The following is a 12236-nucleotide window of genomic DNA, read 5'->3' as shown; positions in this document are numbered from 1 at the left end:
GGACAGGCATGCAAATCGAAGACGTTTTCGGCGCTTTTCCCAAGAGCGTTCTGCAATATCTGTGTGAAAACGGCCAAGGCCTCTACGTGCCAGCTTATCAGCGGCAATATTCGTGGGACAAGTCCAAGATTGAGCGACTCGTGGAGGATATCAGCCACGGGTTCACTATGCTCATCGGTCACGAGGATGCGATCACTTTTCTGGGCACCATCATCGCGATCCACGATACCCAATACTTGACGGTCAATCCTCTCGTCAAAGGAGATGTGCCATCGCGCGTGATGACTATCATCGACGGGCAGCAGCGACTGACGACATTGCTGCTGATTAATACAGTCTTGCATGATTCCATTCGCATTCGAGCCTCCGCTATCAAGAACGCGCAGGATGTAGAAAAGATCTGGCTCTTTGAAGAGTGCATGAAGGTCACCGGTCTCTTAGCCAAGACTTTCGAGGAAGACAAAGACTATGGCGATGGACCGTTTCGCTATTACCCTCGTATGATTCGTGCTTACGACGATTCATGGTCGCGTAAGAAGGACAAGGCGGAATACAAATCGCCTCTTGGTCGTTACCTGCATCTTTACGGTCAGCACTGCCGCGACAATGGCGAGAAACCCTTTAAGTTCAAGCCTCCCGAGGAGCCTGGAGACCATTCAAAACACATGAAGCTCGGCGACGGCCGCAAGGTGGTGCAGAACATGCTCAGCGCTATTGCATCGGGCGATATGTCGCAGTTGGAATTTCCGAGCTTCGAGAGCATGCGGAATTCGAAGTCCTTTCAAGAAACTCTCATCAAGGCGGAGTTTCCTGAGGAAGTATGCAAAGCGATTCAGGTGGAAGGAGATGGTGCATATAAGCAGCTGTTGCGTTTGGTGCTGTTCGCCAACTTTGTTTTGACTCGCGTGGCCATAACGACAGTCACTGCAAAGAACGAGGATTACGCGTTCGACATGTTCGAATCGTTGAACACCACAGGCGAGCCGCTAACGGCTTTCGAAACCTTCAAGCCTCGCGTAATTCACTTTGAGGGCCTGGAACAATACGAGAAGACGAAGTCATACGAATACATGTCGGCTGCTGAGGCCTACCTTGAGAGCTTCACAAAGACCGATGATAAGCAGGATGCCACTAGCCGACTCATCGTGGCCTTCGCTTCGGCCGAGCGTGGAGAGAAGTTGTCTAAACGCCTTAGTGACCAGCGCCGCTTCTTTAAGGATTGCTTCGACAAGTTCGGTGATGAGCCCAAGCGGGCCTTCATCCGGCACTTGTCCCATTGCGCATTGTTTATTCAGCACTCATGGCCTGATGCGTCAGCAAAGACACCGACAATTCAGTCGGCTGAGGAGGCAGCTACAGACGAGGTGATGCTGTGTCTCGACGCGATGCGAACCATCAAGCACAGCATCATCCTTGGGCCGCTCGTTCGCTTTTATTCTGAAATTCGGAAGGCGGATGCTGAGGGTCGAACGAAGGCCATCGAAGAATTCATTGCAGCGACCAAGGCCATTGCTGCTTTCTCGACACTGTGGCGAGCCTCGCGGCGCGGCACTGACAATATCGACATGCACTATCGAAACCTGATGGCGCAGGGTTGCGTGGCTGTGGGCATGCCCCCGCTTTGTCGTGTCGCAGCTAATGTGGCGGAGAATCCGAATCCTAACTCTGAGTTGCTAAAAGCTGCTCTCCGGCATGTGCTAAGGAAAGAGGGAAAGATCGAGACCAAGGCCGATTGGGTGAAAGCTGCATCGCGACTCCCGGCGTATCAGAATCAACGGGACGTTACACGACTGGTGCTGCTTGCCGCGGCGCATGACAGCGCTGTGGATAAGGCGGAGCCGGGTTTGACGGTTGCAGGAAAGCAAGATTTGCTTCCAATGCTCAATTTCAAGCGTTGGATCGATGAGGCCTCGCAAACGGTTGAACACGTCGCCCCTACGACCCAAGCCGACGGTTGGGATGAGGAGCTCTATGAAGACGTGGAGACAATTCACCGTCTAGGCAACTTGACACTATTGCCTCAACGGGAAAACTCTTCGCTGAGTAATGGTTCTTGGGAGCGCAAGAGACTGAGCTACAAGATTCTATCGGCTGAGACGGCTGACGAGCTTGACCCGCTACTCAAGCAAGCGACGGCGCAAGGCATAGAGATTGGAGGGAGCACGACCGACTTACTGGCGAACTCCAAGCATTTGCCAATGGTGAAGGCTGTGGCCTCTGTCGATGGCGCGTGGACGCTCGATCTGGTCGATAAGCGCTCAAACAGAATCGCCGAGCTTGCCTGGGAGCGAATTGCACCCTGGCTGGATCTCGAGGGCTGATCTCCAGAAAATCTCGATTTGGTCGCCACATCTTCTTGACGTGGTGACCGTGAAGGAGAAAAAGCTCAGGAAGATTTCAAAGGTGAGGCATAGAGTGTCAATCGCGTCCGATTGGTCTGCCCGAGGACACCAATTCAACGATGCGCCCCCGGTGTGTTTGAACGCGCGTGGATTGGAGTTACTTGTGACAGATCAAGCAGGAACCGCCGCCTTCATCTTCACCATAAACATCGTCTATGTCTTCGGGGCAGGCCTTTACCGGTCGCAGGGGGTTAATCGGGATGCTCTTGCGCATGCGCGCGCGACGGATCTCGTATTCGGCCTCGATCGCAGCAACCCGCTCAGGCCGTTCCAAGTCGCCCAAGGACTCGCCTTGTGACCAAGTGAAAGGCGAGCCATGCTCCAAAGCATCTTTTTCGAGAGCTTTGGCCGCTTCGAAAGCCTCGGGGTGCCTCTCCTTCAGCCTAACCCACTCGATCTTCTGTTGGAAGAAGCAGAAGGTGCAACCGCTGCGGGATCGCCACTCGTAATACTTCGGGTAACCCACGCCAGAGGATTCGAGGATGTCTACCACGCCAGCTTTGTCGATGCCTACCTCGCGAAACGGAAGTTTTACAAGCAGGTTGTCGGCCTTGGCCGCGTAGCCTTCGCGATAGTCTTCGTCAGCGCGGATGGCGACGTAGCTGGTAACAGTATCGCCTGCTGCGAGCATCGGCTTGATCCACTGTTCGAATGGGACGAGCTTTAGTTGTTTGGTGCACCAACGGGTTTGGGGGCTGGGCAGGAAGTGGTTGTATTCGCTGAGCCAAAACTTGAAGGTGCGCCGGGGGTTGAGCCTTGCGATTGTCTTGCCCAAGTAGCCCTCTAAGCGGCCGAGGAACTCATTAACTTCAGGTAGTTCTTCGCCGGTGTCGGTGAAGAAATAGTCAATGTTCAAGTCGGGATGGTGATCCCGCATATAAATTGCCAGGGCGGCGCTGTCCTTGCCTCCGGATAGCCCCAGAACGTGTCGTTCAGCCATTTGCGGCCTCCTCGTCGATCGTCGCCAGCTTCATACCGGCCTTGGCCAAGATGGCCAGCAGAATTTCCGTTCCCAAGCCTTGGCCTTCAAGCATTGAGGCGAGTTCCTCAGCCTTAGCTTCGATTGTCTTCCGGTGGCGATCGGCGATCGAAAACGAGCGAGAAATCGTTTTGGTGTCCGAGCCCGCACCGATGACCACGGCAATGGCTTCGCTATGAGCCCTGCGACCCTGCACGGCCACGAAAGCCTCGGCTTCGCGGAAGCGCCGGGCAAACTTCGCCAGCTCCAAGATCGCCGCATCGATGTGTCGATCCACCCATTCGCGCGGCGGCTTGTCGGCCGCCAGGCTAAGGATGCCTTCGAGCGATGCTCGGCTACCATCGAAGTTGGCCAGGCGTGTCGCGAACGCGTCCAGACGCAGATCGCCCGAGACGCCGGAGACCGACCGGGCTCGCTCGTGCAGTGCGGCGAGATCATCGCGACTCGCGTCGAGCGCGTCGAACATCTTGGCTTCGACTTCGGCGAGCATTTTTCCGTAGGCGCCGGCGAGCTCCTGCAGCGGAGCGCGCAGGGCTTTTACATAGGCCTTGCCGTCGGCGGCATTGAGCAGCGAGGCCAGGTCGACAAACAGGACCTTGTGCGGGTCGCTGGCCTTCAAGAGCATGTCGCGGATGGCCTTGGCCATCTCTCCCATTCGCTGCGTGCGGCGCGCCCAATCAGGGAGATTGAAGACCATGGCCACCAGGCCACGGGCCGCTTCGAGCGGGTCAGCCGCGCCGGCGTTCTCGCCGATCTCGGCCAAGAGCTGCGCGATGCCATTAAGGATGCGGTTCTTGTCCTCGTCGATGGCCACCCAGCGAAGCGAGAAACGACCGGGGTCTTGCAGGCACTCGTCGATGTCGAAGTCGGTGAGCCGGGGCACGAACATCCCGTCTTTGTAAACGGCGATGTTGGCCTTGTGGGCCAGTAGGAAAGCCGTGAGGATGACGGGTTGGATGCCCAGTTTCATGCCGAACGGTGGCGCACTCCACAGGGCATAGATCTCGTGGGCGCCGACGCGAGCGTTGGCGTCTGAGAAGAGGGCGCGCGTAGCATGCCACAACGGCTGGAAGCCCTCTGCGAATCCGTCGCCGGGTGGCATGCATCGCCAAGCTTCCGAGCCATCCTGGCGATGCAGTCCCGTGCTTTTGAGCAACGTCTCGTAGAGGCCGCGCTCGGCCGGGAAGCCTTCGAAGCCCAGAGCCACTTGGCCCTCGGCGTTGATCATCGCGTGCAGCAGCTCGCGGCGAGCCTTCACGCTGTTGCTCGAGACGCTGTCGCGGTTGACCAGTTCGCTCCACACCGGAGGCGAATCTCTGAACAGATTTTCGGCGAGGCCGGAAGCCACGGGCGAGAGCTTCGAGCCAGGCTCGACGACTTCATCCGTTCCGTCGTGCCACTTCGCCAGCGAAACCGCGGCTTGGAGTTGATCCTCCAGGTCGGCGCGGGTGGCGGCCAATCGAGCGTAGACCTCGCGGCGGGCGACGGCATCGCCAGAGAGCTCGTGGCGATCCTTGACTTGCTCCAAGGCCACCAGCTCAGCAGAGAGCTCGGCGATGCGGGCGTGATTGGCGGGGATGCCCACCATTACAGGCCATGGACGAAGCTTCGAGCAGGCTTGCGCGCGCAGCCGCGCAGCCCGCGCGCTCATGCCTTTGCTAGGCAGGGCCAGGATGAACGTCCCGAACTCGCCGTTTTTGGGCCGGAACTCGGCGGCGATCTTCTCGGCCTGCTCGATGCTGCACAGCGACAACTCCATCCAGCGCATGGAGCCGGTCTCGTGATAATGCCGCTTGGCCACCACTGGATGCAGCCCCATGAGCTGCGCTAGGCGCGAGTAGTCGATGCCAGGCGAGGCTGCTAGCGTTTGCGCGATGGCAGAGTCGATGTCGAAGTCGCTGCCTTCGAAGACCGACCAGGCGCCGGTGTAGCTCTTGTAGAGGGCGACTTTGAGCTCGGAGAGTTTCTTGAGCGCCTCGTCGAGCTCCTCGCGTTTTTTGTCGTAGAACAGCGCGCCGATGACGGCTGCGTCGGCTGCCAGGCCGGAACCGTTGCGGAAGAGGTCGATGACCGCTATGTTCTTGATCAGCGAGACCAGCAAGGCATCGCCAGTCTTGGCCTCGGCCCGCTCCACGGCTTCGACGGCCTGCGACCAGCGGTGCCCGTCAGGGGAGGCGAGAATAGCGGGCTCGAGGTTCGAGCGCAGGTAATCCCAGTAGTCGCTCGGGCGATACCAGCTTGCCTCGCTTCTGAGGGTTGAATTCAAGTAGGAGTGGAAGCCATATGGCTCCACCGACGACAAGAAGCCGAAGGTGCTGCGCTCGTTCTGCCCGAACTGCCGTTTGGAGATCGGGCCCAGCAGCGCGGCCATGGCCGGGTGCAGCGGCCAGCAGGCCTCCAAGGCGGCAGCAAAGTTCTGCCCCACGGCGGGACGGCGCGAACGGATCGCCTCAGCGATCGCCTTGGAGGCGTCGCCCATCCATGGCGGACGTTCTTTGGCTTCGATCGCGCGGCCAATAAGCTCGACGACCTCGTCGCTCGCAGCCACGAAGGGCAAATCGACGTAGCGGCCTTGCACCTTGGCCCAGTCGTCGCGAGTGTCGATGCCCAAGCGAGCAGAATACTGCGCGAAGGATTGATGCAGCACGCCCACGACCACCAGGCGACCTTCGGAGCGCGCGGCGGCTTCAGCGAGCTCTTGGAAGAAGTAGACGTCGTCCCCGGAACCCAGGGCAGAGGCTTCCAAGAACTTGCCCATCTCGTCGATGATGACCAGCACGCCGTCGCGCGGGCGGCTCTTGGCCTCTTCGAGCAGATCCGCGATGAGCGTTTGGGCGTTGGGTTTTTTGCGCCCGTCAACTGTTTCGCCCTGCGCGCGGCGAAGCGCCGCGTAGAGCTCGGTCACGACGCTGCCCCGCCGTCCCACGGCCGGAACGATCAGCCATCCCTTTTGGACGGGGAAGGCCTTGTCGAAGGCAGGCTTGGAGTCTAACTGCAGAGCTTGGCGGGCCTTCGCGCGAAGGCTCTTGTTGGGATGCAGCGCGCTCGCCAAGGCGACGGCCAATGAGCTCTTGCCGCCGCCAAAGGGGCCCGTCCAAGTGAAGCAGCGTTGGTTGGTGCCGGCGAGCTGCTTGCACATGCCGTCGACCACGGCCGTCGCGGTGGCGTGGCAGATGTAGCCGGAGAGGGCGTCCGCGCGGCCAATGTCGGCGTCGACGCGAATGGAGCGCTGGTATTGGCGCGAAATCTGAATGATGTCAGAGAGAGCCTGTTGCTTCTTTTCAGTCATAGGCGCGCCTGATCATGTTCTTCATGTCTTCCCGGGAAAGATTCTTGCGGTGGACTTGGCGAAGGCCTGCGGAGTCGGTCCATTCGAGCTTGCGGCCGGTGAAGTCGGAGAGGGCGATCAGCCGTTGTGCGATCGATTCCTCGTCGAGCTTAAAGACCCGGCCCGGCGATCCTTCTGCGTAGGCGACAGCTTCGAAGGCCAGCGAGCTTTGACCCTCAGCCTCGCGGTTCCAGAAATCGACTAGGGCATAGGCGAAGACGCCGTCGTGCAGGGATGCTTTCGGGCCGCGGCGGAAGGCATATTGGCCCTTGTGGACTTCTTGCAACAGGCCCAACTCGCCCAACAGCGGCTCGGCGAAGTCTTCGGGGGAGCCACCGGCCGCGCGTGGCGCGTAGCTGCGTAGGCATGTCTCCAAGTCGCGCGAGATCGTCGAGGCTGAGAGCCGATGCTTTGGATCGAGCTCTCGGGCGTAGCGCGCCAAAGGGTCTTCGAGCTCTTGGCGGGTAAATGTGGGTGCCGTTACATGGTTGAACAGCCAATGCCACGTCGTCGAGCGAAAGCACCGGCCCGCGAGCTGCCAATGCGCGAGCCATGCGGTCGAGGGGCTCTCGGCGTAGGGGTCGAGCCCGCCATCACTCAGGATCTCCTTTGCAAGGCTGCGGATGCGAAAACTGTCGCCGTCCTCAAGCATTACGCCGCAAGCCAAGGCCCAATGGCGGATTGACGCCACCATGTTCTTGCCTACACCGAATTCCGCGATGGCCTTCTCATCGGCGAAAGCAGACTTGCGAATTAGTCTGCCATCGGTGGCTTGGTCGAGAACTTTCTTGAGCCACATTTGACGCAGGGGAAACGTCTCGTGGCCCGAGAAATGGGCAGGCGCCCCCCGTTGGAGTTTTGTCATGGCATTCATGCTTCTTATCTTAACCCGAACTGGTGGCTTTCACCAGTTCGACGACCTGTTGATACCTGTATATAATCACAGTATCGTGGGGTGCGCCAGGAATGAGGCGAATTGCGTTTCTGTCGTGCAACACTGCAGGGCAACAGCTGCGTCGCTGAAAGCTTCCGAAGTTGCCACACAACATCGTGTTGGCCGGTGCGCCCGGCACGGGCAAGCCCATCTGAGGAACGGCCGTCGTGTGCAGGCGTTGGTGTGCGATCACTGCCGGTTGCTTAGGCGCAGCCGTATTCGATGTCCTTCTACGAAAAGCAACGAATCGCCGCCGTAAAGCAACGCGCCTCAGTGGGACAGTTCACGTAAGACCGATGGGTCCTAGAGAAAACTTGTTCGCGCGAATGGGAAGTGTCTTTCAATCCAGTCCGCGGCCATGGATCCTTATATATCGGTCTGCGGCGGCCAAAGTCGGCTTTCATACGCGCCTGGCCGGCGAGGGTTACGGCCGCTACTACGAAGCGCTGTGGCTATGGATCTGACATGCGCCATTGACACAATGAGCAACTCGTGCCCGCGAATGGTTGGCACAGCGGGTCCGCGAGTTTCACCCGGTATTCAATGACGAGGCGCTTGCCGTCTGGAAGCGTTCGCCGGGACTGACATTTTTCGACGCCATTGTAAAGGTAGCAGGATTCCGGCCGATAGGGACTGCGGAGCGCGTGCGCGACTACGTGCGCGCCCTATGGTGGTGGATTTGACGACATTTTTGACGGATTGGGAACAACATGAAGAAAACTCTCGCCGCCGTGGCGGTCATCCTTACTCTTGGCGCGTCTACAGCAGCAAACGCTGTCGTCTCTTTCGGCAACACGGATTGCGGGACGTGGATTAACAAAAGTTCACCCGCGCAGCGAGTTTGGCTCAATGGCTATATGAGCGCGCTGAATGCCATCATGTATGCAAAAATCGGACGTGACGCGCTGAAGCCGATCCAGTCGGCCGAGCAATTGCATGCTTGGATGGACAACTATTGCCGCGCCCATCCCCTAAAGATGGTCGACGAGGGTGCCTTCATGCTCTTGGATGAACTCCTGACATCAGCCGGTAAGTAATGCGTCTGCTGGTCTGCGGTGGCTGTGGTGGTGGATCTGATTTACAAGGGGGAGAACATGAAGAAGACACTCGCCGCCGTAGCGGTCATCGTTGCACTTTGCGCACCTTTGGCCAGCCAGGCCTTTACCATTCGGGGTCAGCCAGACTGCGGTGAATGGGTGACCGCTAGGCAGAACACCCAGCGCAATACGTTCGCCTCGCTGCGCAACGAAACATGGGTGATCGGCTACATGAGCGGCATCGTCATGGGTGCGGGCGAAAAGATCGCGGGCGATCCAATGGGCAAGTATTCCAACGAGCAAATCTACCTCTACGTGGACAACTTCTGCCGCGCCAACCCGCTCAAGAGGGCCGGCGACGCTGTGATCGAACTGATCGTCAACGATGCCGTGGAAGCGGGCAAACAGAAGCAATAATGCGTCTGCTGGTCTGCGATGGTGGATCTAACAATACAAGGGAGGGGAAATGAAGAAAACACTCGCCGCCGCAGCGGTCATCCTTACACTTTGCACGCCAGCCGCGCACGCCGCGCACGCCGTAAGACTTCAGGGGGCCGTTGACTGCGGCGAATGGATCAGGCAGCAAAGCTCTGTCAAAGAAACCGTCGATACGATCTACAACAGGGCATGGCTTTTGGGGTTCATGAGCGGCTATATCGCTCCCGGCACGCATGGCGACCCGTTCAGCTCTGGTCTCTCCACCGATCAAGTCTATGTGTGGATGGACAACTACTGCCGAGCCAATCCATTGAGTTTCGTCGCCAACGGCGCAGTTGCGCTGATTCGAGAGCTGCAGGCACCAAAGTAAATGCGTCTGCTGGTCTGTGGTGGTCGGGAATACAACGACCGGCAATGGGTCTACGCGGTCTTAGATCGCGTCCACGAGCGTCGACCCATCTCGGTGCTGATCGAGGGCGAAGCGGCGGGCGCAGACACGCTCGCAAGGGAATGGGCCAGGTCGCGCGGCGTGCCCCTGGACCCCTACCCCTATCCTGCGGCCGCAGGCCGCCGCGGTGGACGTGTCAGGAACCACCAGATGCTCAGACACGGTCGTCCTGAGCTGGTCATCGCCTTCCCTGGCCACACGGGAACGGCCCATATGGTCGAGATCGCCAGGGACGCGCAAATAAAAGTGATTCTGGCGGGGTCTCGACCTGCCAGTCTCCATTAATATCCCAAATCTTCTATAAGGATGTCGATATGACACGTCTGGGTCTTTTTGCTTTCGCAGCTTCCATGGCAGTGGCCACCTCTAGGACCGCCAATGCGGAGGTGTGCGTGGCTGAGAACCTGCGGCGCGATGTTCGCATCCAGAAGCCCAACGACCAGGCCTACGCCAAAACATCGCAGCCTATGCCGGCGAGTGCCAGCCAGTGGGCAGCGTAGTTCTGTCGCCTGACTAGACGAAGATCACGATCTCGGAGACGAGTTTCGGTCCACAGCTCCGCTCGGTCTACATGGTCATCGACATCCAGGCCATGGGGCAGGGTGCGGTGGACTTCAAGGGCTACAGCTACTACGGCTCGTCCATGTGGCTCGATCGCATCGACACAGTAATCAAGGCGATCAACGATCCTCGGTCCTGCGCATAACGCGCCTGGGCCTTTTCCCTCAACGGAGATTCAATGAACTTCGCAGATACCCACGGTCACAAGATCCACACCTCGCTGAAGAATCGGCTCTCGGCGCTCCAATCGGAGGCTCAGGAGGCTCAGACTCCGATTGGCGACTACAACCTGTGGGCCGTGCCCCTGGCAGACAAGACGCGCGCCTTCCGCCTCGAGCAGGTCCAGATTGACGCGCAAGCTCAGGTTTGGCTGCGCGGCGCGGGCCAAGACGGCGCGCTTCTGACGCACTACGTCGAGGGTGCCTATCAGTTTGAAGTCCGCAAGGCGAGCAGCTCTGAAGACCACTGCAAGGTGGAGTTCCCCTCGCTCGTATAAGGATCGACGGATTGGACCTCGGCCACTGGTCGAGTAGAAAGGGGCTGCGAGAGCAGCCTCTTTGCTTGTTACACCCTACTGAGCGGCATCAAAACGAGCGCAGCCAGCGCGCCACTGAGCACGTCGCGGGCCTCAGCCTGCAGCGTCAGCACGGCCCCATCGGCGCCAAGGGTGGCAAGGATGGCCATCAGGACCACCTTGAATGCCATCAGCAGCAGGCCAACGACGAGACTGCCGTGCATGACGGCCTCGGCTTTGGACCAGCCCAACTTGCGGCTGACGAAGTAGAGCCCTGCGGTGGAGACAGCGGCCAGGATGATAAATGCTACGTTTGTCATGGTTTTTCTCCTTACACATGACGGATTGCGAGTGCGAGCTTGACTGCCGGGTGGCCAGCGCAGGGAGCCCGCGGCCAGCCCTGCACTCCAGACTCACGTCTGTGTCATGGCTGTATAGGCAAATCGTGTTTATCGCCTCTGTAAGGAGACTCGGATTCGGTCTCGGCGGCCTGGCGGTATAAGGAAGAGGTCTGGAGGGGGAAACGAGGAAGGCTGGGGAGCCGAGGTGGCGATTCTTTCTTGGCAATGCTCTGCCGTGCCACTAACCAGACGGTTGGGTAGGGCTTGCAACGAATCGTTGTGGTAAAGCAACTCGATCGAAGCGCTGGGCTGAGGCCCATGAGTCTTAGAAAAAAGTCGACGGGTAGTGTCTTTCAATCCCATCGATGGCAACGGATCCTTATACTTTGGCTCGCGGTGTCGATGCCAGCGGCTAAAGATCAGCTTGCCCAGTAAGCACGGTCCTCGGGGTGGAAGAGGATCACGATAATCGAAAGCTGGTTGGGGCCAGTGTCAGCGGTGCTTGATGAACGCAAGCTTTTGCCACAAGGAATCCAGCTGCTAGTCTAGCTGAGTGGCTAAGTGCGGGCAGGGTGTGCCGAGGGGAGCTGCAGATGTAGGGCTGCCTGCGCGACACGACTGTCCGGCTCTAATTGCCCTAAGTGGGACGCCCCGCAAGCAGTTGCACAATTGTAAGCGCGCTGTCGCGGAAGCGCAAACTCGAGCTGTTGCGGTAGGGAACTCATTGCCACAGTAGCGGAAAGTGGGTGGCTTCAGGGAGAGGGCCGGCCTAGCGAGCGCCTTGCCGGCGAGGGATCTGACACGCATGCCACCGTTGCCAGATAAGAATTGATTTTTTGACGGGTAGGGACGAACAAATATGAAGAAACTGATCATAGCCACGACCGGCGCGGCACTCCTGTCTGGCAACGCAATGGCCGAAATCATATGGAAGGACTACAAAACAGCAGGCCAGCAGGGTGCGGACAGAGTAATGAACATATACATCGCGGGCGCCTCAGAGTCTCTTGGCGCTGCAAATGCTCAATTGCAAATCGAACGCAAGCCTCTCCTCTATTGCCAGCCGAGGAGCCTTTCGCTGAATACAGGCAACGTGCGGGCAATGCTCGACAATGATCAGTCGAGGGTCGTTGCCAGGCTTACAGATGATGTGCCGCTGTCGACAGCCGTCTTTTACGTCCTGCGTGAAACCTTCCCCTGCAAGTGAGGCGACCATGAGGATGAAGAAGACGCTTGTAGTGGTCAAGTAATTTC

The 12236-nt window shown here is 58.7% G+C and carries 12 protein-coding genes; 8 read left to right on the top strand and 4 right to left on the bottom strand.

Annotated elements, in window-relative coordinates; translation table 11 throughout:
* Nucleotides 1–8 precede the first annotated feature (8 nt).
* Complete coding sequence (locus B552_RS0100400) at nucleotides 9–2321, top strand: DUF262 domain-containing HNH endonuclease family protein (protein ID WP_019447005.1); 2313 nt, start codon at nucleotides 9–11, stop codon at nucleotides 2319–2321.
* Between the two features lie 178 nt (nucleotides 2322–2499).
* Here B552_RS0100400 and B552_RS0100395 read toward each other — a convergent pair whose 3' ends face one another.
* Genes B552_RS0100395 through B552_RS0100385 form a run of 3 tightly spaced genes read right to left on the bottom strand, consistent with a single transcriptional unit; the run spans nucleotide 2500 to nucleotide 7583 of the window.
* A complete protein-coding gene (locus tag B552_RS0100395) occupies nucleotides 2500–3342 on the bottom strand; it encodes a phosphoadenosine phosphosulfate reductase family protein (RefSeq protein WP_019447004.1) in 843 nt (280 codons plus the stop codon).
* Complete coding sequence (locus B552_RS0100390) at nucleotides 3335–6670, bottom strand: hypothetical protein (protein WP_019447003.1); 3336 nt, start codon at nucleotides 6668–6670, stop codon at nucleotides 3335–3337. Before B552_RS0100390 ends, B552_RS0100395 begins: the two co-directional genes overlap by 8 nt.
* Nucleotides 6663–7583 (bottom strand): DUF4007 family protein, encoded by a 921-nt coding sequence (locus tag B552_RS0100385; RefSeq protein WP_019447002.1) that lies wholly within the window; start codon nucleotides 7581–7583, stop codon nucleotides 6663–6665. The genes B552_RS0100390 and B552_RS0100385 overlap by 8 nt, the downstream gene beginning before the upstream one ends.
* A gap of 770 nt (nucleotides 7584–8353) precedes the next feature.
* Between B552_RS0100385 and B552_RS0100380 the strand changes: the two genes are divergently transcribed.
* The 6 genes from B552_RS0100380 to B552_RS0100350 all read left to right on the top strand — a co-directional run bounded on the left by B552_RS0100380 (nucleotide 8354) and on the right by B552_RS0100350 (nucleotide 10623).
* Nucleotides 8354–8680, top strand: coding sequence for a hypothetical protein (locus B552_RS0100380; protein ID WP_019447001.1), 327 nt, complete (start codon nucleotides 8354–8356; stop codon nucleotides 8678–8680).
* Nucleotides 8681–8737: 57 nt separating this feature from the next.
* A complete protein-coding gene (locus tag B552_RS0100375; protein WP_019447000.1) occupies nucleotides 8738–9097 on the top strand; it encodes a hypothetical protein in 360 nt (119 codons plus the stop codon).
* 49 nt (nucleotides 9098–9146) lie between these two features.
* Nucleotides 9147–9488, top strand: coding sequence for a hypothetical protein (locus B552_RS0100370; protein ID WP_019446999.1), 342 nt, complete (start codon nucleotides 9147–9149; stop codon nucleotides 9486–9488).
* The gene (locus B552_RS0100365; RefSeq protein ID WP_019446998.1) at nucleotides 9489–9851 is read left to right on the top strand and encodes a DUF2493 domain-containing protein; all 363 of its coding nucleotides are present in this window, start codon (nucleotides 9489–9491) and stop codon (nucleotides 9849–9851) included.
* A gap of 286 nt (nucleotides 9852–10137) precedes the next feature.
* The gene (locus B552_RS29335) at nucleotides 10138–10272 is read left to right on the top strand and encodes a hypothetical protein (RefSeq protein WP_019446996.1); all 135 of its coding nucleotides are present in this window, start codon (nucleotides 10138–10140) and stop codon (nucleotides 10270–10272) included.
* A gap of 33 nt (nucleotides 10273–10305) precedes the next feature.
* Nucleotides 10306–10623: a hypothetical protein gene (locus B552_RS0100350; RefSeq protein ID WP_019446995.1), complete on the top strand. Its 318-nt coding sequence runs from the start codon at nucleotides 10306–10308 to the stop codon at nucleotides 10621–10623.
* A gap of 68 nt (nucleotides 10624–10691) precedes the next feature.
* Here the strand turns inward: B552_RS0100350 and B552_RS0100345 are convergent, their stop codons facing one another.
* On the bottom strand, nucleotides 10692–10961 hold the full coding sequence (locus tag B552_RS0100345) for a hypothetical protein (protein ID WP_019446994.1): 270 nt from the start codon (nucleotides 10959–10961) through the stop codon (nucleotides 10692–10694).
* 880 nt (nucleotides 10962–11841) lie between these two features.
* Here B552_RS0100345 and B552_RS0100340 point away from each other — a divergent pair.
* Nucleotides 11842–12189, top strand: a complete 348-nt coding sequence (locus B552_RS0100340; RefSeq protein ID WP_019446993.1) for a hypothetical protein — start codon at nucleotides 11842–11844, stop codon at nucleotides 12187–12189.
* Nucleotides 12190–12236: the final 47 nt, after the last annotated feature.

Source organism: Cupriavidus sp. BIS7 (assembly GCF_000292345.1).
In the GTDB taxonomy this organism is placed as follows: Bacteria; Pseudomonadota; Gammaproteobacteria; order Burkholderiales; family Burkholderiaceae; genus Cupriavidus.
This window is presented reverse-complemented; position numbering and strand designations above follow the sequence as displayed.